22 protein-coding genes are annotated in these 19586 nt (G+C 39.8%); 19 read left to right on the forward strand and 3 right to left on the reverse strand.

Going from position 1 to position 19586, the window contains the following annotated elements; translation table 11 throughout:
* Positions 1 to 99: 99 nt before the first annotated feature.
* Entirely contained in the window at positions 100 to 654 is a 555-nt protein-coding gene (locus G6R02_RS03215; RefSeq protein ID WP_164667814.1) for a transposase, read from the forward strand.
* Between the two features lie 385 nt (positions 655 to 1039).
* Here the strand turns inward: G6R02_RS03215 and G6R02_RS03220 are convergent, their stop codons facing one another.
* From G6R02_RS03220 to G6R02_RS03230, 3 genes are all read right to left on the reverse strand, one after another.
* Positions 1040 to 1357, reverse strand: a complete 318-nt coding sequence (locus G6R02_RS03220; RefSeq protein ID WP_164667815.1) for a hypothetical protein — start codon at positions 1355 to 1357, stop codon at positions 1040 to 1042.
* Positions 1358 to 1385: 28 nt separating this feature from the next.
* Positions 1386 to 1754: a hypothetical protein gene (locus G6R02_RS19895; RefSeq protein ID WP_205520044.1), complete on the reverse strand. Its 369-nt coding sequence runs from the start codon at positions 1752 to 1754 to the stop codon at positions 1386 to 1388.
* Positions 1755 to 1883: 129 nt separating this feature from the next.
* Positions 1884 to 2837 carry a threonine ammonia-lyase gene (locus G6R02_RS03230; protein WP_164667816.1) on the reverse strand — a complete coding sequence of 318 codons (954 nt, stop codon included), beginning with the start codon at positions 2835 to 2837 and terminating at the stop codon, positions 1884 to 1886.
* Between the two features lie 561 nt (positions 2838 to 3398).
* Here G6R02_RS03230 and G6R02_RS03235 point away from each other — a divergent pair.
* The 18 genes from G6R02_RS03235 to G6R02_RS03320 all read left to right on the forward strand — a co-directional run bounded on the left by G6R02_RS03235 (position 3399) and on the right by G6R02_RS03320 (position 19511).
* Complete coding sequence (locus G6R02_RS03235; RefSeq protein WP_164667817.1) at positions 3399 to 4025, forward strand: YrrS family protein; 627 nt, start codon at positions 3399 to 3401, stop codon at positions 4023 to 4025.
* 234 nt (positions 4026 to 4259) lie between these two features.
* The gene (locus G6R02_RS03240; protein ID WP_164667818.1) at positions 4260 to 5672 is read left to right on the forward strand and encodes an MDR family MFS transporter; all 1413 of its coding nucleotides are present in this window, start codon (positions 4260 to 4262) and stop codon (positions 5670 to 5672) included.
* A 96-nt stretch (positions 5673 to 5768) separates the two neighbouring features.
* Complete coding sequence (locus tag G6R02_RS03245; RefSeq protein WP_164667819.1) at positions 5769 to 6548, forward strand: Cof-type HAD-IIB family hydrolase; 780 nt, start codon at positions 5769 to 5771, stop codon at positions 6546 to 6548.
* A gap of 206 nt (positions 6549 to 6754) precedes the next feature.
* On the forward strand, positions 6755 to 7444 hold the full coding sequence (locus tag G6R02_RS03250) for a copper homeostasis protein CutC (protein ID WP_164667820.1): 690 nt from the start codon (positions 6755 to 6757) through the stop codon (positions 7442 to 7444).
* Between the two features lie 94 nt (positions 7445 to 7538).
* A complete protein-coding gene (locus tag G6R02_RS03255) occupies positions 7539 to 7808 on the forward strand; it encodes a hypothetical protein (protein WP_164667821.1) in 270 nt (89 codons plus the stop codon).
* A 209-nt stretch (positions 7809 to 8017) separates the two neighbouring features.
* Entirely contained in the window at positions 8018 to 8980 is a 963-nt protein-coding gene (locus tag G6R02_RS03260) for a Gfo/Idh/MocA family protein (RefSeq protein ID WP_164667822.1), read from the forward strand.
* Positions 8981 to 9007: 27 nt separating this feature from the next.
* Positions 9008 to 10021, forward strand: a complete 1014-nt coding sequence (locus G6R02_RS03265) for a zinc-dependent alcohol dehydrogenase (protein WP_164667823.1) — start codon at positions 9008 to 9010, stop codon at positions 10019 to 10021.
* Between the two features lie 283 nt (positions 10022 to 10304).
* Positions 10305 to 11351: a substrate-binding domain-containing protein gene (locus tag G6R02_RS03270; RefSeq protein ID WP_164667824.1), complete on the forward strand. Its 1047-nt coding sequence runs from the start codon at positions 10305 to 10307 to the stop codon at positions 11349 to 11351.
* Positions 11352 to 11354: 3 nt separating this feature from the next.
* On the forward strand, positions 11355 to 11903 hold the full coding sequence (gene hxlB / locus G6R02_RS03275; RefSeq protein ID WP_164667825.1) for a 6-phospho-3-hexuloisomerase: 549 nt from the start codon (positions 11355 to 11357) through the stop codon (positions 11901 to 11903).
* 21 nt (positions 11904 to 11924) lie between these two features.
* Positions 11925 to 12560 carry a bifunctional 4-hydroxy-2-oxoglutarate aldolase/2-dehydro-3-deoxy-phosphogluconate aldolase gene (locus tag G6R02_RS03280; protein ID WP_164667826.1) on the forward strand — a complete coding sequence of 212 codons (636 nt, stop codon included), beginning with the start codon at positions 11925 to 11927 and terminating at the stop codon, positions 12558 to 12560.
* Positions 12561 to 12583: 23 nt separating this feature from the next.
* The gene (locus G6R02_RS03285; RefSeq protein WP_164667827.1) at positions 12584 to 13627 is read left to right on the forward strand and encodes a TRAP transporter substrate-binding protein; all 1044 of its coding nucleotides are present in this window, start codon (positions 12584 to 12586) and stop codon (positions 13625 to 13627) included.
* Between the two features lie 70 nt (positions 13628 to 13697).
* The gene (locus tag G6R02_RS03290; protein ID WP_246202506.1) at positions 13698 to 14183 is read left to right on the forward strand and encodes a TRAP transporter small permease; all 486 of its coding nucleotides are present in this window, start codon (positions 13698 to 13700) and stop codon (positions 14181 to 14183) included.
* On the forward strand, positions 14183 to 15469 hold the full coding sequence (locus tag G6R02_RS03295) for a TRAP transporter large permease (RefSeq protein ID WP_164667828.1): 1287 nt from the start codon (positions 14183 to 14185) through the stop codon (positions 15467 to 15469). Before G6R02_RS03290 ends, G6R02_RS03295 begins: the two co-directional genes overlap by 1 nt.
* Before the next feature lie 87 nt (positions 15470 to 15556).
* The gene (gene rpiA, locus G6R02_RS03300; RefSeq protein ID WP_164667829.1) at positions 15557 to 16237 is read left to right on the forward strand and encodes a ribose-5-phosphate isomerase RpiA; all 681 of its coding nucleotides are present in this window, start codon (positions 15557 to 15559) and stop codon (positions 16235 to 16237) included.
* A 32-nt stretch (positions 16238 to 16269) separates the two neighbouring features.
* The gene (locus G6R02_RS03305; protein ID WP_164667830.1) at positions 16270 to 17220 is read left to right on the forward strand and encodes a sugar kinase; all 951 of its coding nucleotides are present in this window, start codon (positions 16270 to 16272) and stop codon (positions 17218 to 17220) included.
* 15 nt (positions 17221 to 17235) lie between these two features.
* The gene (gene hxlA / locus G6R02_RS03310) at positions 17236 to 17865 is read left to right on the forward strand and encodes a 3-hexulose-6-phosphate synthase (RefSeq protein WP_164667831.1); all 630 of its coding nucleotides are present in this window, start codon (positions 17236 to 17238) and stop codon (positions 17863 to 17865) included.
* 29 nt (positions 17866 to 17894) lie between these two features.
* A complete protein-coding gene (locus G6R02_RS03315) occupies positions 17895 to 18878 on the forward strand; it encodes a Gfo/Idh/MocA family protein (protein WP_164667832.1) in 984 nt (327 codons plus the stop codon).
* A gap of 333 nt (positions 18879 to 19211) precedes the next feature.
* Positions 19212 to 19511, forward strand: a complete 300-nt coding sequence (locus G6R02_RS03320; protein ID WP_164667833.1) for a hypothetical protein — start codon at positions 19212 to 19214, stop codon at positions 19509 to 19511.
* Positions 19512 to 19586 lie beyond the last annotated feature (75 nt).

Consider the following 19586-nt stretch of genomic DNA (forward strand, 5'->3'; position numbering starts at 1 on the left):
TTAAACTTGATTTCCGCTCATCACTGCTCGATTGTCCTTTGTAAAGGATTAGGATATTGTTATAGTAACTATCTTGTTTTGAAGGGAGTGATTAGGCAAATGGGAAGGAAAAGGCGAATGTGGATTCCGGATTACTATTACCATGTTGTTTGCCGGGGTAACCGCCGGGATGCCCTTTTTAAAGATGACGGTGATTTTAAAACATTCCTCTTCATACTTCAGACGGTTAACAAGAAAACCCCTTTTGAACTGTCCTCTTATTGTTTGATGACCAACCACTATCACCTGCAAATGCGCTCCAGGGAACAACCGATTTCTAAAGTGATGTCCCTCTTAAATAAGCGATATGCCGATTACTACAATACAAAGAACGGTCTTACTGGTCACGTATTTGAGAAACGATATTTTGATAAGATCATAAATACTGAACTAAGCATGCTTGAGGTCAGTCGTTATATCCATTTGAATCCGTTTGCTGCAGGCATGGTGACAAGACCGGAAGATTATCGATGGAGCAGCTACCGCTATTACTTGCACACTTCCAGGGCTCCTATGCTGAACATGGAAGTTGTACTTGGGTGTTTTTCTGGTAATGGGGAAGAGAAACGGAGGAAGTATAGGGAGTATGTAGTAGAAGAAATGAAGGTGAAATGAATTATATATATGTAATCGGCACCTGGAAGGAGATTGGGAATTGAATCCGGAGGCAAAAAGAAATTGGACTTTTTGAACTTATTGACACTAACAGGTCAAACGCTGTAATTAAAATACATTAAAAGTTCGTGGTTTCTAGTTACGTTTATCATGACGCGATCCGAAAAACAACCTTTGTGGTTGTTTTTCGTTTACCTACATGTTTTTATGGTAATAACATATACTAAAAATTACATTACGTAATCCACAGCAATAAAGCTGTGTCTGTAATGACGCAGGAGGCCTATGCAATGCATAGGCCTCCGTTCTATATGGAAAGGTTCAATTTGTTGCAAGTGTAATAGGTCTTATATTCATTCTAGCAACCAGTATTCAATGAGGTGGATTAGTCAGCATATAAACTCCACAATCGTTGATAAAGTTCATTTTCCAGATCTTTTTCATTAAACATATCCAGCTCTTGTTTTGCCCTGAAAACCAAATATTCATCATTATCGTAATTAAACGTCTTCCATATTTCCTGGTTCTTTTTATGAAATTCATGGATTAATTCCGTTAATTCGTCGTATGGTAAGTGTCCTGTCTTCCATTGTTTAAACTGTTCGTAAAGGGGTTCCAGTTCTTTTTCAGTCAAATATTTATGATAAAGACTCAAAATTTCACGATCACGTTTCCGTTCTGCTTTTGTCTTTTTTATGTTCATTATGGATAGCCTCCTTTCAGTTTCAGTATCATTCATTTTCGTCCAGTTCTTCCCAAGTTATACCATACGGAGCGCCACCTGGTGTATATCCGGCAATATATGCGAATGTTTCGTTACTTTCCTCATCCTCTGTTTCATTATGTTGTAATCCAACATTTCGCTGATTCAGATGTATGCTCTCTTGCAGTTGTTTCTTGTACGAAGGTTTGATAGGATATCCAAGTATTTCTAATTCTTTAACAGCACAAAGTTTGTCCACACCAAAATGCTTACTGTAACCTTTGACAAGATGTTTACCTTCATACTTTGGTATCCAGTGTTTGGCTGCGTCCAATCTTGAAGAACGGTTCAACCGTTTATGGCGTGGTGTGTTCGACCTGTTTCTTCGTTTAGCCATCTGCAACCCTTCTTTTTTTAGTTTCCGGTGCCTGTCACCACCCGAATTTTGTCGATGTGCACGGACGGAATTTTGTGAGTATAACCCAAGCATTAATTCTGTTTTTATTCATCTTGTAGAATTACTTAATCATTTCTCTGGAAATAGCTCTGCTAACCTCCGTAAATCCACATTACCACCTGAGATGACACATGCTATTTTCTTGTCTCTTACGCCCAATTTATCAAACATCACAGCGGCCACTGCCACAGCGCTTGATGGCTCAATTAGTTGCTTCATTCTTTCGAGAACAAAAAATAGTGCATGCTGGATCTCATTTTCACTTACTAAAACTAGGTCATCCAAGTATTTTTGCACGATTGGGAATGTCATGTCACCGGGTTGACTTGTTCGTAACCCATCAGCAATTGTCCTTGTACCGGGAATTGATGTTATCATCCCGTTTTCAAGTGAGAGGAATGTATCATGAGCTATTTCCGGTTCGACTCCAATCACTTTAACGTGCGGCTTCGTTTGTTTAATAGCAGTTAAAATACCGGAAATTAGACCTCCGCCACCAACTGGAACAACCACGATATCCACATCATCTATTTCCTTCAATATCTCGAGTCCTACGGTGCCTTGCCCGGCTATAATATAAGGATCATCATATGGAGGAATAAATACACCTTTCTTTTCCGCTGCCAGTTCCTTAGCTTTGGGTATTCTTTCAGCGGAGGTTGTTCCGCATTTTTTAATTTTTCCATTGTATGCTTGAATGGCTTTCATTTTACTTACAGATGCATCTTCAGGCACAACAATTGTCGCTGGAATCCCGAACGTATTTGCAATATAAGCAACGGCCTGCCCGTGATTTCCTGATGAAGCAGCAGTCACATAAGTTGCCCCTTCTTTAACAACCTGTTTTACCTTATTCGTTGCCCCTCTTATTTTAAAGGATCCCGTTTTCTGTAAATGTTCACTTTTTAAAAAGATCTTGTTTCCGCAAATAGAAGAAAGCTCTGTAGAACTCAGGATTGGCGTATCATTGATAATGTCAGAGATTTGTTCATCTGCATGTTGGATATTTTTTAATGTAATCATGTAATAACTCCTTTGTTCAGGAATTTTAAAAATATTTTTCACTGTTAGTATAGTTTAACATGTCATTTTCTGCTAAAGCAGAAAATACATCCTTCACTAATACTATCGTTTCAGAGATCGAAAAAGTGGCAGGAAATTTTATTTATTTTCCATGCCACTTTTCTTATGTGAGGTTCGATTGTAATAGTGAAGGGGATGACGGAAAAACTGGATTCGATATGGAGCCGAAAGAACCCCGGTTGACAGGCAACTTAAGCTTAAACCCTAGAAAAAGCTCGAATATAAACGAATAGACTATATCTGAGGTTACTGATTGATACAAAACAATGGTAGTCTTTTAATGTTTCTAAGCCGGCTGTTCAGTCAGTCGGTGCAGTGATAAACCGATTTTTCAGGTAGCAGTTTGGAATAGAATTTTTTAAGAATGGACAACTGCAAACTGTTCTCCAAATTAGTATCGTTTCGGTTGGGTTTGGAAAGGAGATTAACATGAGAAGCAGAACTGACATGTTTCGCAAGCGGTAAAGCAAACGTAATTTAATCCTAAACGCGCTAATCATAGTGATCTTTGCTCTTATATTAATTGTTGGAGCAAACATTGTATTTGGCGGTAACAATACTGCTGAAGACGAGCAGAACAGCAATGCGGATGGCAGCGGTAATAACAATCAGGAAGAAGTTACAATCACTGATGATGAAAATAACGAGAAGCAATCTGATTCAACAACTTCCAATGAGAAAGACAGCGGCGGCCAGGGTGAAGGTGAATCAGGAAAGAATGAAAACGCGATTGACCGCCTGGAAGTTGAAGAAAGTGATGAATCTGAAAATGACGAAAACAACGATGACACAGAGAATGACCAACGTGATAATGAATCCAATAAGGACGAAGAAGGCCCGAATCCAGATAAGGTTGGCGAACCTATCGGCACTTCCCAGACCGGTGAGCATACATCCAGCTATGAAAGAGGTTCAGTCGACTGGAATGAAAAAATAAAAGCGATTAAAATGGCAACAGGACTGGATGATGGCATGACGCTTTGGCGGCTGGAAAATGGCGGCGGTCCGCAGAAAGCGGTCGGCAAAGTCAGTCCTGAAGGTGTTCAGGATTGGATGTATGTTGTCAATCTCCAATGGGTTGATCAAAAAGGCTGGAAAGTGACAAGTGTTGACAGACAAAGCCGGTAACAGGATTATAAAATGAAGTACAGAAGTCGTATCGCTGATGAGGTGATGCGGCTTATTTTTGTGATCTGAACAGTATGGTAATGCTTAGAACTCATCGTATTGCGCGAGGATTGAGAAGTGATTTATATAGTGCGGACGTATGTTTTTTTACATTGGAAGGTTCCGATTGCCGAAATTTCGTGTGACATGTAAGATGGTGAGTAGATTCTGTTACGGAGAAAGGAGGCAGGTGAGATGGCACAGGCAAAGCTGACGCACATGCAACGGCGGTTAATTGTAGCGATAGCATTATCGGCTGCTTTTTTATCTGTATTGACTCAATTTTTGCTCATTACGGCTTTTCCTAAAATCATGAATGAGTTTGATATTAACTCAACAGAAGTTCAATGGCTGACAACGAGCTATATGTTAACCATCGCTGTACTGATCCCGGTAACAGCTTATTTTATCGATAAATTTAAAACACGGTCGTTAATGATGAGTGCGATGCTTTTGTTTTTTGCAGGTACTGCCATCTGCCTGTTTGCGCCCTCGTTTCCTGTTCTGATAGCGGGACGTGTTATTCAGGGAATGGGTTCAGGCATTATGATTCCGTTAATGCAGACACTGTTGTTTCTAATGTATCCAAGGGAAAAAAGAGGATATGCGATGGGGATTGCCGGGCTGGTGATTAACGTTGCGCCAGCGGTTGGACCGCCGATTTCCGGTATTATCATTAACTATTTCGAATGGCGTTCATTATTTTTGCTAACCCTGCCGATTGCAGCAATTATTATCGTTTGTATATTCCTGTTTATGCGAAATATTGCGAAGCAGCGAAATACAGAGATTGACTTTTTATCCATTATTCTGTCCACGATTGGTTTTGGAGGCTTACTTTATGGTTTCACTAAAGTACAGGAAGGTGCAATTACAGCTGATGTGACAGTTACTGTTCTGATAGTGAGTGCTCTGGCGCTGGGGTTATTCGTATTCCGGCAGTTCCGGCTGCCAACACCAATTCTCGAACTTCGTGTGCTCAAAGTGCCTGTTTTTGCGCTGATTTCTTTTGTGTCCATTTTATCGTTCAGTTTACTTATATCCACCGAAACTATTTTGCCGATGTATGTGCAAAACGCTCAGCAATTCTCGGCGTTTTATGGCGGGCTGATTGTGATGCCCGGCGCCCTGACCCTCGCTGTTATGTCGCTTTTGGCAGGGAGGTTATTTGATAAATACGGTGGCAAAATAATCGCGATTATCGGATTTGTGCTGTTATGTTTCAGCACACTTGGATTTTATCTGATTTTGGGACTTGATACGCCGTTTGTTGTGACGATGGTCCTGTTCATGGTTGCCATGGGTGGTGTGGCATTGATTAATATGCCGATTATGACTGCCGGTATTAATGCATTGCCCGATAAACTGATTCCCCACGGAACTGCAGTGATCAATACGGCGCGCCAGTTCGGGGGCTCACTGGGGCTGACGTTTATTATTTCCTTTATCAGCAGAGCCGGTTCAGGGAATGAGGTAGTTGTAGACCCCGCCAACTATTTGACTGGTGTAAAAAATGCCTTTCTGGTTGCATTTTTGTTTGCTGTGACAGGATTATTCCTTTCGTTCTTTTTAAAAAGGCAGAGAGAGACTGCTGAGAGTGGCGGGTGAGATAAGAGTGCATGCGAACCCGGGAGAGAGCCACGGAAAGTCGGGAGAGAATGTGTTTACTAAATAGGATTCAATAAACCAAGAGAGGAAGTTACTATGACACAAAGTATAATATTTTTTGACCTTGATAATACATTGCTTGATTCGGAAAAAGAAGTACCGCTTTCAGCTAAACGGGCGATTCAGGCGCTTCAAAATGAGGGTCACATTGTTGCAATTGCAACTGGCCGGACGCCATTTGCGTTCAAACATGTTCTGGGCGAACTGAACATTAATACATATGTATCACTTAATGGACAATATGTGGTTTATCAGGGCGAAGTGGTTTATAAAAACCCGCTGAACACAGATGCGTTGGAGAAGTTGACTGATTTTGCTATGAAGCGGGATCATCCAGTGGTTTATATTGACCATGAGGACTGGCGGTCAAATAAGGAAAATGACGAGTCTGTAACAAATGCGATTGGTACATTGAAAATCCCGCAAGATTTGACATATGATCCGGAATATTATATCGGCCGTGACATTTATCAGGCACTGCTTTTTTGCACGGATGGGGAAGAATCGGTTTACGAAAAGCGGTTCAATGAATTTGATCTTATCCGCTGGCATCCGGCTTCGGTTGATGTATTGCCACGCGGCGGTTCAAAGGCAAAAGGCATTGAAAAAATTATGGAACGGGTGAGAATTGCACCTGAACACATTTATGCATTTGGCGATGGTTTGAACGATATCGAAATGCTGAAGCTGGTGAAAAATAGTGTTGCGATGGGAAATGCAGAGGATGTAGTGAAAAAGGCAGCAAAATTTGTCACTAAAAATGCTGATGAGGATGGAATTTATTATGGATTAAAGATGGTTGGATTGCTGGAATAGGGGGGGTGCCTGTCACTTCCCGAATTTTGTCGAAAAATTTTAAGATTTTTTTGCCCAGGAGAAGCTGCCGTCGAATACGTTGCGGACATCGTGAATGACGATGAAAGCTTTTCATCGGTTGCTGGGGATCCGGTCATATGACATTTATAATGACATTGGAAAAATCATCGGTGAAACAAAAATTACATTATAAGGAGTAAGATTATATGCTGGAGGTTATCGTTCAGAATAAACAGGAAGCTGTTGAGGCAGAAAAACTTGGTGCTGACAGAGTTGAACTGGTATCTGCCATCCAGGAAGGCGGTCTGACACCGAGTTTTGGTACATTAAAGCAGGTGCTTGGGACCGTGAGAATACCGGTTCAAGTGATGATTCGTCCGCACAGTTACGGCTATTGCTATTCGGCGGAAGATATGGAAATAATTAAGGCTGACGTTCAGGCGGTCCTGGACTTGGGTGGGAACGGAATTGTGTTTGGAGGGTTGAATGACGATCATACGATAGATGAAGAGGCGCTGAAGGAAATCATACAAATGGCGCCACAGATGGATATTACGTTCCACCGGGCTTTCGATGAAGTTGCCTCGCAGGAAGCGGCGTATCGGGTGCTTTCGAAATTCAAGAAACATGTCAAACGTATTTTGACATCTGGTGGAGCGAGCAACTGTGAACAGGGTCGTGTGCAGCTTCGTAACCTTGTGAATTTGTCAAAAGAACTGGATGGCCCTGTAATCATGCCGGGGTCGGGTTTGTCACCGGCGAATATAGGAGACATTCATGGAGTAGTTGGAGCTAAGGAATACCATTTTGGCAAGGCGGTCAGGGTTGATAGTTCTTTTCAGAAAGGATTTGATGCGGTGGATATTAATCAAGTCATGAGGGAGATAGGTTGTTAGGCGGTGCCTGTCACCACCCGGATTTTGTCGAATCGCACAACGTTTTATGGAATTATTTTACACATTCCGGACACCCTAATAGTGGGTGATACATATGAAGGCAAATGAAAGTGATTATAAAAAGTACAGTGATGCCATTGACCAGATTCAGCAGGGGAACGAAGCCATGATTGATTTATTCAATGAGATTGAAAACGATGTTCCTACGATTAAATTTCGTGAGGATGTTTCTAAGGACATTGAACGGGCCAAGGCAAAGTACGGGAATGAAATCGTTGATGAAAAAATAAATACGGTTGTACATGAAATGCTTTCCTGGCTGGATCTTGATGATGGTGAGAAGGCGGGAGAAGACGAAACTTAAAAAGCCACTAGCTTAATGTTGATAATACATTAAAGCTAGTGGCTTTTTTGTTCATAAAATCAGGTGATATATTTTGACGTTATTTAGTGAGGGTTACTAGTGATGCTTATTTTATTTTTGAATTGTGATAAAATTAAGTCATTATCATATTTTTTGAACGAAGTGGGGAGTTTTTTTAAGGATTCTTTTGTAAAGGGGGAGGAATATAAATGCTTAAAGTTGTTGTTATTGGAACAGGATCTATGGGGGAAACACATCTTAACGCTTGGAGTGATATGAGTGATGTGGAGATTGTAGCAATTTTTGGGCGGAAACTTGTAAAAACAAATCAATTAGCGCAGAAGTATAATTGTAAAGCCGCTTCATCTTTTGAGGAGATAATAGAAACAGAGGACTTTAATCTGGTGGATATTTGTCTTCCTACTTTTTTACATAAGGAGTTTGTAAAAAAGGCAGCTTTTGCTAAAAAGGATATCATTTGTGAGAAGCCCCTTGGACTCAATGTTCGGGAATGTATGGAAATGAAGGATTTATGTGAGGCAAATAATGTGAGATTGTTTCCGGCGCATGTATTGCGTTTCTTTCCTGAGTACAGACAAATTCATGATCAGTTAAGGGAAGGTACCATTGGAAGGCCGACTTTGGCACATTTAAGTCGGGGAGGCCCTTATCCTGCCAGTCCTGATAGTTGGTACAGTAATCCGGATTACAGCGGCGGCGTTATTTTAGACTTGATCATTCATGATATAGACTGGTTATTATGGACCTTTGGAAAAGTTAAGCAGGTTTCAGCTGTACGAATCAATCAAACCTTACATAATCAGCCGTTAGAGTATGCGTTGGTAACATTAAGATTTGAAAACGATATGATCGCAACGATAAATGCTTCCTGGGGTCATTTTAAAGAATTTGGAACATCTGTTGAAATTACTGGGGATGAAGGGATAGTAGCTTTAAATAATCGAGCAGATGTTTCGAATAAAGTGGAGGGTGTTACACTACCTGATTTTGAGGAGGATAAAAATCCATATCAGATCCAGTTAGAGCATTTTAAGGATTGTATCGTTTCTGGTAAAGAACCGGATATCACTCTGAATGAGGCAATCGAAGCAGTAAAAATATGCGAAACGGCGATTAATTCGGCCAAAGAAAAAACATTCACTGCTTTATAAGGCTAAAACATGAGGGAGGGGCTTACATTGAAAAGCAAGAATGTGGTTTTTTCAAAAAAACAGGTAGTTGAACTAAAGGAAGAACAGGTTCCTGAGCTGAAGTATGGAGAAGTTTTATGTGCTGCAAAGAAATCATTAATAAGTATTGGTACTGAGCTTTCCTGTCTAAAAGGTCAATATGATAAGGAAACATATTGGGAAGATTTTATAAGTTATCCTTTCCATCCAGGGTACAGTATGGCTGCTGAAGTTGTGAGAGTAGGAGAAGGTGTTACCGATTTAAAGCCGGGAGATCGCATTTCATCCTGGACTGAACATCAGCAGTATTTTACGATTCATCAGGACGATGCTTTTTTAATACCTGAAACTGTTACAGATGAAGAGGCGACGTGGAATACACTGGCCAGAACTACCCAGCTTGGTGTCAGAAGAGCTGAACTTCACCTCGGTGAAACAGTCGGTGTAGTTGGTTTAGGAATGCTGGGTCAATTGGTCGTTCAATATCTCAGGCTAATGGGAGCCCGTAAAATTGTTGCAATTGATCCTGTCAGTTCGCGTTTGGACATGGCGTTAGACCATGGTGCAACACATGTCATAAATGAGGATATTAATGATGCTGCAAAAAAAGTAGAAGAGATAACGGATGGTGAAATGCTGGATGTTGTTTTTGATATAACAGGACATCCCGATGTTCTGGCGCCATCCACCTTGCTGTTAAGAAAGTTAGGCCGGCTGATATTATTGGGTGATAGTACGACCCCATCACTTCAGCATTTAGGTCCCCGTGTGGTAGGTGACTCGATATCAATCCTTGGTATCCATGGCATGATGTATCCTCAAGTGGGAACGGAATTTAACCCTTGGACAGCCGGGAAAATGGCTTCGTTATTTTTTGACTATTTGAAACAGGGGCGGATGAAGGTATCGGATTTAATTACAAGTCGTTGTTCGCCAATGGAGGCACCTAAAGTATATGAAGCTTTACTTAAAGATCGTACGTCGGAAATGGGAGTGGTTTTTGATTGGGGGGAGGTTGAATAACCTCTACGCTAGGGAATAGGGGGAGAACTCCTTGTCTAACAACTTCTGGAAGAACAATACTCCGTTCCAGTATTTGCATTATTATATTTCCACTTTTTACAAGCTGATTTTATAACATTGCCCGTAGAGCCCGCCTTAAAGCCTTTTCAAAAGGTGTAACGTAATTTTTTTATAAAAATAATTTAAAAAAGGGTTGTAAAACGCTTACATTTATCATATACTTTAGCTAAACCGATTTACTAAACCGGTTTAGTAAATAAATAATTTCATAGGAGAAGTAACAATGCAAACGGTAACAATCACAGATGTTGCGCGACATGCGGGTGTTTCGAAAAGTACCGTATCGCAGTTTCTGAATAAAAGATATGATTATATGGGTACGAAAACGAAAGAAAAGATAGAAGAGGCCATTGAGGAATTAGGATATCAACCCAATATTGTGGCCAGAAGTCTGAAACAGAAATCAACAACCACAATCGGTGTTATCGTCGCGAATATCATGCATGAGTTTTCAACTCAGGTCATTCGATCAATTGAAGACTTTTGCCATGAAATGGACTTCCACATCATTGTGTGTAATGCAGATGACGAACCGGAAAAAGAAAAGAAATATATAAACATGCTTAGAGCTAAGCAAATTGATGGAATTATTATTTTCCCTACAGGTGACAATGTTGATTTGTATGAAAGTATGATCGACGAAAATTATCCGATTGTTTTTATGGATCGGCATGTGCCGGAAATAGCGATAAGTTCGATTATGCTGGATAACGAGAAAGCGTCTTCATTGGCAATTGATGAATTTGTCCGCAATGGTTATGAACGTATCGGGATTGTAACAACATCAACTATAAAAAATGTTACACCTAGAATTGAACGGATAAATGGTTATAAAAAAGCGCTTGAGGCACATGGTTTCCCAGTAATGAATGATTACATCAAAAGTGCTGAAATTCATGATATACAATCAGAATTACAGGAAATGCTGTCACTGGAAAATCCTCCCGAGGCTATCCTTGCCGGAAATGACCTTGCTTTGATTGAGATTTTAAAAAGCACAAAGAAAAGCCAGAAGAGAATACCAGAAGATTTGGCTCTAATCGGGATTGACGATGTCTCATTTGCTGATATCTATCATCCCTCCATTACCACAATTGCCCAGCCGACATTCGGTATGGGAAAACAAGCTGCAGAGTTTCTTTTAGATAAAATAACTAACAAAAGCAGCGAAGAAAAGGAAGCTAATATCGAAAGGTTTTCCCCAAAGTTAATTGCTCGGGAATCATCTAAGGCTTTAAAAACTTTGCATCCGGAAATGAAAGGGGAATAATCAATGCGTAAAACTATCACAACAGTTGCAAACGAGATTGCTGAAGTTTTGAACCATATTAATGAAGATGAAGTACTTGCACTGGAAGATAAAATCAAAGAGGCAAAACGGGTTTTTATTTCGGGAACCGGCCGCTCAGGTTTGATAGGAAAAGTTTTTGCCATGCGGCTTATGCAAAGTGATTTCCCCGTTTATGTTGTTGGAGAGACAATTACTCCAAGTATTGAGGATGAAGATCTATTAATTATCATATCGGGATCAGGGAGCACGGGTTCGTTGGTTCAATTTGCTGAGAAAACAACAAACGTCGGGGCTAAACTGGCACTTGTTACCACAAACAAAGACTCCCAAATCGGACAACTCTCAGATTGTACAGTTTTTATCCCGGCTGCAACCAAAAAGCGTGAACCGCATGAACCTGATACTATCCAACCATTGGGAAGCCAATTTGACCAATCGGCACATTTATTGCTCGACGCTCTAATGGTTCATCTTTTGGAAAACGGAACAAACAAAAAACAATTAAACAAACGACATGCCAATCTGGAGTAATGCTTTGCTGGAGGTGAAAGAATGAACGTCTTTGAAAAGATAAATGAAAATCCGATTGTCGCAGTAATCCGAAAAGCGGATGAAAATAATATTATTCCAATTGTTGAAGCACTTGAAAAAGGTGGTGTTAAGGCGATTGAAATTACGGCGGAAACACCGAAAGTAACAGCCTTGATTGAGCGGACAGCTGAAGAATTCGCAGACAGAGTACTTATAGGTGCAGGTACTGTTTTAGATCCGGAGACGGCCAGGTCAGTCATCATGGCAGGGGCGAAATTCATTGTTTCCCCAACTTTGAACCCTGACACTATCAGGATGGCTAACCGCTATGGCATTCTTACTATTTCCGGTGCATTGACACCGACAGAAATTTTGACAGCTTATGAAAATGGTGCAGGAATGGTGAAGGTGTTTCCAGCCAATGCGTTTGGACCGGATTATATTAAAAATATTCATGGTCCATTGCCACACATACCACTCATGGTAACTGGGGGCATTACGCTGGAAAATATGAATGAGTATTTTACTAAAGGAGGTGTTGCGGTAGGTATTGGCAGCAACTTAGTCAATGTAAAAGCGTTGAACACACCGGATGATTACAGACTTTTAACTGATAAGGCAAGACAGTTTGCAGATAAAGTGAATGAAATTAAATAAATTATTTGGAGGGGGATTTATCCATGAAGAACTTTAAAGTTTGGGCATTTGCACTAATCTTCGTAACCTTTGGTGTACTCGCAGGTTGCGGAAACGACGGAAGTGAAGGCAGCGAAGGATCAGGGGGAGACGGTGAAGGAGAAAAAATTAAACTTATTGCAGCACACAACCAAACAGACCCTGAAAACCCATATCAGGATGGATTATTGAAATTTAAGGAAGTTGCTGAAAGTGAATCTAATGGCAATATCGAAGTAGAAGTACATGCTGGTACTATTGGTACAGAGGAATCAGAACTGGTTGAGAAGCTAAAACTTGGAGCTGCTGACGTGGTACTTGTTTCTCCAGGATTCATGACACAAACAGGTATTGATGAAGTAAACCTATTCGCAATGCCTTACCTATTTGACAGCTATGATCATTGGGAAAAAGTTGTTGATGGTGAAGTTGGCGACCAAATGGCCCAAATCATTAATGAGAAATCAAACAATGACTTCAAGCTGGTTGGATATTGGACTGCTGGTGTTCGTCATTACTATGGTAAGAAACCGATCAAATCTATGGACGACTTGGAAGGTATGACAATCAGAACGCAAACATCTGGTGTTGTAGCGGATTACTGGAAAAAAACAGGTGCTGTTCCAACAGACGTAGCATGGGGTGAATTGTATCAAGCATTACAGCAGGGCGTAGTTGATTCTGCTGAAAACGCATACCCATACTTTGTTCAGCAAAACCATCATACGACAGCAAACGGAAAATATATTACAGAAACAGGACATGACTATACAACTCGCTTCTTGTTGGTAAATGGCAACAAATTTGACAAGTATACTAAAGAGCAGCAGGAAATCATCCTGAAAGCAGCTGAAGCGTCTGTTAAAGCTGAACGTGAATCACTTTACAGTCAAGAAGAAGAATATAAACAAAAAGCAATTGATGATGGTGCAGAAGTTAATGAAATCGACCGTCAGCCATTCATCGATTTGGCAAAACCTTTACATGATAAAACAGCTGAAGAGCTTGGTTTAGAAGATATGTTACAAAAAATTAGAGATGCCAAGTAAGGTATTGCATTCTTAAGTGAAGGGCACTTCGTTGTGTCCTTTCCTTAAGTTTTTGTTAGGAGGGTATACAGTGGATCGTTTTGTGAAAGTGCTCGAGAAAATTCAATTGACGATAGGGGTGCTCTTTTTATCATTATTCTTTATCGTCATTATGATTCAGATAACAACAAGACACTTGGGCATCGCGGCCATTTGGACGGTTGAAGTAGCAAACTATTCGTTCATTTGGGCAATCTTTATGGGTGCAGCAGTAATGGTGAATCGAAGGGAGCACTTTAACTTTGATTTTTTAACGAAAAAATTAAAAGGGAAGCCCAGGATTTTATTAAGTATTTTTAATGATCTAATTTTACTTTTATTTAATACAGCCATTTTTTACTACGGTATAAAAGTAGTACAGAATTTTTGGAATTACAATTGGACATCACTACCGGAAATGAAAATGGGATATGTCTGGATTTCCATCCCAATTATGGGTGCAACAATGATTATTTATACGCTTTCTCATCTTGCTAAGCACGTAAAAACATGGAAAGAAGAGGGGGCGCTTAAATAATGGGGTTTATATTGGTAGCTTTATTTATAGTATTAATGCTAATCGGGATACCGATTGCTTTTGTCATTGGAATTGTTGCATTGCTGGGTATAATGGATATTGAATATATTCCCGAATTGACAGTTCCAATTAAAATGCTGAATGGTTTGGATTCCTTTGTATTACTGGCCGTTCCGTTGTTTATCCTGGCAGCGAATCTGATGAATTCCGGGAAAATCTCCGAAAAATTGATCGAACTATCACTTGCAATTGTGGGTCCAATAAGAGGCGGACTTGCTCATGCGAATATTTTAGTGTCGATGATGTTTGCCGGTGTATCAGGTGCTTCACAGGCTGACACAGCAGGCGTAGGTAAGATTCTTATTCCTAGTATGAAGAATAAAGGTTATGACACGGAAACAGCAGTGGCAGTAACTGCAGCTTCATCAACAGTAGGTGTGGTCATTCCGCCAAGTATTCCGATGATTATTTTTGCAGGACTTACAAATGCATCAGTTGGTGCACTATTTCTTGGTGGTATTGTGCCTGGTATCTTGATTGGCCTGGCCATGATGGTTTTCATTTACTTTATGGCTTTAAAAAATAATTACCCTAAATTTGCTCGGACAGAGCTGAAGAAATTGTTCAAATTAGCACTGGAAGCATTCCCCGCATTACTGACACCGGTAATTATTATTGGTGGAATCATTACAGGATTCTTCACGGCAACAGAAGCAGCAGCTGTGGCATCTTTATACACGTTATTAATTAGTATGTTTTTTTATAAAACTTTAAAAGTGCGTGATATACCAAAAATTTTGGTAGATACTCTGGGATTAAGTTCCTTATCTTTGTTTGCCTTAGCTGCAGCAAGTGCATTAGGAGAATTAATGAGTTACTATCAATTAGGTGCACTTGCACAAGAATTCTTTAACAATAATATTGATGCAAAATGGCTTTTTATCATCATTATCATTGCATTTTTCCTTTTTGTAGGAACATTTATGGATGCAATTCCGGCAATGATTCTGTTTGTGCCGGTAGTATTACCTGCAGCAACAATGTTTGGAATTGATCCGATCCATTTAGGATTAATTGTAGTAATTACACTGGCAGTAGGCTTAATAACACCTCCATACGGATTATGTTTGCTTTTAGCTGCGAAAATAGGTGAGATATCGATTGAAAGGTCATTTAAAGCGGTCATACCATTTATCGGAATTGTTGTAGTAGTATTATTGTTTATCGCTTTCTTCCCGGAAGTAGCATTCTATATTCCTAAGATGATTAATCCAGCCTTATTTTAGTATGATGTACAGATGGTGAAGATATAGTACCCAATGACTCCAGATGAATAATGGGGTCATTGTCTGCTTGGAAAGGATGTTGTTTAAATGCTGAGTGAAGCTGACCGTTATAAAAAACTAGCCGGGGAGCGTGCGGCAGATTTTATTGAAGATGGTATGACAATTGGATTGGGCTCCGGTTCTACAGTTTACTGGATGATGAAACAAGTAGGTTTGCTGATCGAAAAAGGTCGCCAAGTTAAAGGGATTCCAACTTCTACTCGTACAGAGGGTTGGGCGAAGGAGTTCGGCATCCCATTAACTGATTTTGCTTCCGTTCAGTCCATTGATTTAGCAATTGACGGAGCTGATGAAATTGATAGTCAGCTGAACCTGGTTAAAGGCGGGGGCGGATCACTTGTCCGTGAAAAAATTGTAGATGCGCTGGCTGATAAATTGATTATTATCGCTGATGAGTCAAAAATGGTGACGAAACTTGGTGAATTTCCGTTACCGGTCGAAGTCGTTCCTTTTGGATATGAAGCAACAGCAAGGAATATTGTGCAATTGGGGTGCAGTACATCACTCCGAAAAAAGAATGACGAAATTTTTATTTCCGATAATGGTAATTATATTTTGGACTGTGAATTTAATGGCATATCAGATCCAAAACGGCTGCATAGCAGAATAAAGTCAATGGTTGGAGTCGTTGAAACAGGTCTATTTACTGACATGACAGATCTAGCCATCGTTGGTAAAAGTGAAGGAGTAACGCTTGTAAATAAATGAATTACAGAGCAGAGACACAAGGAGGAACAGTTGTGAATGATGTAATAACAATAGGTGAAGCGATGATTGCATTCGATCCGGTTAAAACTGGGCCTATGCGCTTTGTCAATGGTTTTGAGCGAAAAATAGGTGGGGCAGAGTTGAATTTTGCCATAGGATGTGCCCGTTTAGGTCTCAATGCCGGTTGGATTAGCCGTCTTGGTGATGATGAATTTGGAAAGTATATCCGTAATTTTGCCCGTGGAGAGGGAATCGATATTTCTCAGCTTGAATTAGTAGAAGGCTATCCGACATCATTGAATTTCAAGGAAATTATGGAGAGCGGTGATGTTCGGACATTTTATTATCGTGATAAATCACCAACACTTACATTAACCCCGGATGAATTGGATGAAGCTTATTTTCAACAAGCAAAAATTTTGCACATTACGGGAATTTATCCGGCGATTGATCCGAAGAACCAGGATGTTATTAAAAAATCCATTGAACTGGCAAAAAAATATGGGCTGAAGGTTTCTTTTGACCCTAACATTCGGTTGAAGATGTGGAGCAAAGACGAAGCCAGGAAAGTTCTTTCTGATATTTTGCCTGATGTTGATATTTTGCTCGCTGGCGATGAAGAGATGGAAATTATTCTGGGTGAAAAAGATCCAAAAGTAATCATCGAAAAAGCGAAAGAATTGGGTATTGGCTTTGCCGCAGTGAAACAGGGAGATAAAGGTTCTGTAGGTTATTTCAATGGAGAAATAATAGAAGCACCCTCAGTGAAGCCGGCAAAGGTCGTCGATACAGTTGGTGCCGGTGATGGTTTTAATGCAGGTGTTATCTATGGTTATTTGAACGAATGGCCACTTCGAAAGACGATAGAATTTGCTAATACAATTGGTTCTATGGTTGTTAGTGTCAAAGGGGATAATGAAGGATTGCCATATTTGGAAGATGTCCAAATCAAACTGGGAGAAAAAGAAAATATTGAGCGTTAAATTGGAGGTGTTGACATGAAATTGCAATTAGCATTAGACAGGCTAACATGGGATGAGTGCTTTCGTATTGTGGACCAGACGAAAGAATCCATTGATTGGATTGAAGTAGGTACCGGTGTAATTAAGGAATATGGGATGACAATAGTTCGCGAAATGCGTGAGCAATATCCCGATAAAACAATTGTAGCCGATATGAAAACGTGTGATGCAGGAGGCCATGAAGCAAAACAGGCTTATGAGGCAGGAGCAGATATTACAACGGTTATGGCGTTTTCATCCGATTTGACAATTACGGATACAATTGATGTTGCCAAAAAATATAAAACGCGGACTATGGTTGATCTGCTTGAGGTTTCAAGCAAACAGCGCATGCAGGAACTCAAGGATATAGGTGTCGAATTAGTAAGCCTTCATGTCGGTAAGGACAAGCAAAAAGAGGGGGAATTTGATACCGGGTTGTTTTCCCTGGTTAACAATTTAGGCTTTGAAGTTACTGTAGCAGGTGGCATCAATGAAGACACTTTACCTGATATTGTAAAAAAAGGACCGAATACAGTGATTGTCGGCAGTGCCATCACAAAGTCGGGAGATCCACGAGAAGCAGCGGCACGGATAAAAAAGATCCTGACTAGCAATGAAGTTTAGGACCTTGATGTTTTGGAAGGAGGAAGGCAATGAATTATGCGACAATTGGAACTGGCTGGATAACAGAAGCATTTATTCAGGCTTCCAGAGAGGTAAATGATTTTCAACTTCATGCTGTTTATTCACGTTCTGAAGAAAAAGCAAAAAGCTTCGCTGAGAAGCATCATGCAAAAGATTTTTTTACTGATTTGGAAGAAATGGCTGCATGTACCAACTTCGATTGCGTTTATATTGCTTCGCCCAACTCGCTGCATTATAAACATGCTATAACTTTTTTGAAACATGGGAAGCATGTTATTTGTGAGAAGCCCATTTTTTCAAATACGGAAGAACTAAATGAAGCATATCAAGTTGCTGAAGCAAACAATGTATATCTATTCGAAGCGATTCGCAGTATATATTCGCCAAACTTCCAGAGCTTGAAGGCTAGCCTGGGGAAAGTGGGAACGGTTCGCAGTTGCATTCTACATCGCGGTCGATACTCATCCCAGTACGATAATTATTTAGATGGAAAAAATCCAAACGTCTTTTCACTGGAATTCTCAGGAGGAGCACTTATGGACATGGGTGTCTATCCTTTATACTTGGCAGTTGCCTTGTTTGGAAAGCCTGACAGTGTTTCTTATAAACCTGTAATTTTAGAATCCGGCGTGGATGGCAGTGGTACCCTCGTATTAACTTATGATGGATTTATCTGCACGGTCATGTGTTCAAAAATAACCACTTCCTACATTCCTTGTGAAATACATGGGGAAACCGGAACATTAACATTCGAAAATGCAGCCCAAATTAATAATCTCGCATATATTGATCGAAAAGCAAAACAAACTACACCTATTGAAACAAACGCTGTTGATCAGGATATGGTTTACGAAATTGAAGCTTTTGCAGAGATAGTTAGAACTAATGATGTTCAGTCATACAAGGAATTAAAAGAGCTTAGTTGTGAAGTGCTTTCGGTTACGGAGGAAGCTAGGCGTCAGAATGGTATAGTTTTTGAGAGTGAGAGGTAGGGTGAAGTATAGTAATTCGTTAAAATTGGAAAAGTTATCAGCCGTTAGCTTCGATGTGTTAAAACATTGGAGCTAGCGGTTTTTAAGTATTTATAGAAGTAAATAGTTTTTGTGCACCTTTGTATTTTTAATGATCTTGTCCAAAATCTGAAAATAAGCAAAGCCAAGTGAATATTTACTTTTTCCTTAATGGATAAATCATCCTTGATTGTTAACACTGCTTTATCATAGACAATCGTTGAATATTGTTTACAAATAAAATTGTTTAATTCAGTTACAATTTTTTCCTGTATATTCGTATGTAAGAAATTTATTTTTAGGAGGAGAAAAATTATGAGAGAAGAAAAATTTATTAGGTTTTTAACTCAGCAAGAGAGTATTCAAAGTAAGCATAAAGCAATAAATTCACGATTGGCAAAAGCTAGGAAAGTAGAACGGGACTTAGAAGTAAATTTGGATGAAGTGGTTAAAGATGATCAAAAGACGTATGAATTATTGATTCACATCCGACGTAGATTGAATGACAGTAATGGAGCATATCAAAATGCTGTACGGAAATATTATAGGTTTATAAACCAAAATGAGTTTCCTTCATTAAAAAACTATGAAGGGATGGTTGGTATCAGCCATTAAGTCCATTTATTTTTACCCATGTTTTGGTATGAAAAGATTAAGCATTGGTAGTATGGGGTAAGTTGAAGCAGTTAA

Origin of the sequence: Virgibacillus doumboii, from assembly GCF_902806455.1 — a bacterium.
Taxonomy (GTDB): domain Bacteria; phylum Bacillota; class Bacilli; order Bacillales; family Amphibacillaceae; genus Lentibacillus; species Lentibacillus doumboii.

Bases quoted from the DNA above. Each gene is read 5' to 3' on its own strand.
- G6R02_RS03215 (WP_164667814.1), top strand. From the start codon at position 100: ATGGGAAGGAAAAGGCGAATGTGGATTCCGGATTACTATTACCATGTT.
- G6R02_RS03220 (WP_164667815.1), bottom strand. From the start codon at position 1,357: ATGAACATAAAAAAGACAAAAGCAGAACGGAAACGTGATCGTGAAATT.
- G6R02_RS19895 (WP_205520044.1), bottom strand. From the start codon at position 1,754: ATGGCTAAACGAAGAAACAGGTCGAACACACCACGCCATAAACGGTTG.
- G6R02_RS03230 (WP_164667816.1), bottom strand. From the start codon at position 2,837: ATGATTACATTAAAAAATATCCAACATGCAGATGAACAAATCTCTGAC.
- G6R02_RS03240 (WP_164667818.1), top strand. From the start codon at position 4,260: ATGGCACAGGCAAAGCTGACGCACATGCAACGGCGGTTAATTGTAGCG.
- G6R02_RS03245 (WP_164667819.1), top strand. From the start codon at position 5,769: ATGACACAAAGTATAATATTTTTTGACCTTGATAATACATTGCTTGAT.
- G6R02_RS03250 (WP_164667820.1), top strand. From the start codon at position 6,755: ATGCTGGAGGTTATCGTTCAGAATAAACAGGAAGCTGTTGAGGCAGAA.
- G6R02_RS03255 (WP_164667821.1), top strand. From the start codon at position 7,539: ATGAAGGCAAATGAAAGTGATTATAAAAAGTACAGTGATGCCATTGAC.
- G6R02_RS03260 (WP_164667822.1), top strand. From the start codon at position 8,018: ATGCTTAAAGTTGTTGTTATTGGAACAGGATCTATGGGGGAAACACAT.
- G6R02_RS03270 (WP_164667824.1), top strand. From the start codon at position 10,305: ATGCAAACGGTAACAATCACAGATGTTGCGCGACATGCGGGTGTTTCG.
- hxlB (WP_164667825.1), top strand. From the start codon at position 11,355: ATGCGTAAAACTATCACAACAGTTGCAAACGAGATTGCTGAAGTTTTG.
- G6R02_RS03280 (WP_164667826.1), top strand. From the start codon at position 11,925: ATGAACGTCTTTGAAAAGATAAATGAAAATCCGATTGTCGCAGTAATC.
- G6R02_RS03285 (WP_164667827.1), top strand. From the start codon at position 12,584: ATGAAGAACTTTAAAGTTTGGGCATTTGCACTAATCTTCGTAACCTTT.
- G6R02_RS03295 (WP_164667828.1), top strand. From the start codon at position 14,183: ATGGGGTTTATATTGGTAGCTTTATTTATAGTATTAATGCTAATCGGG.
- rpiA (WP_164667829.1), top strand. From the start codon at position 15,557: ATGCTGAGTGAAGCTGACCGTTATAAAAAACTAGCCGGGGAGCGTGCG.
- hxlA (WP_164667831.1), top strand. From the start codon at position 17,236: ATGAAATTGCAATTAGCATTAGACAGGCTAACATGGGATGAGTGCTTT.
- G6R02_RS03315 (WP_164667832.1), top strand. From the start codon at position 17,895: ATGAATTATGCGACAATTGGAACTGGCTGGATAACAGAAGCATTTATT.
- G6R02_RS03320 (WP_164667833.1), top strand. From the start codon at position 19,212: ATGAGAGAAGAAAAATTTATTAGGTTTTTAACTCAGCAAGAGAGTATT.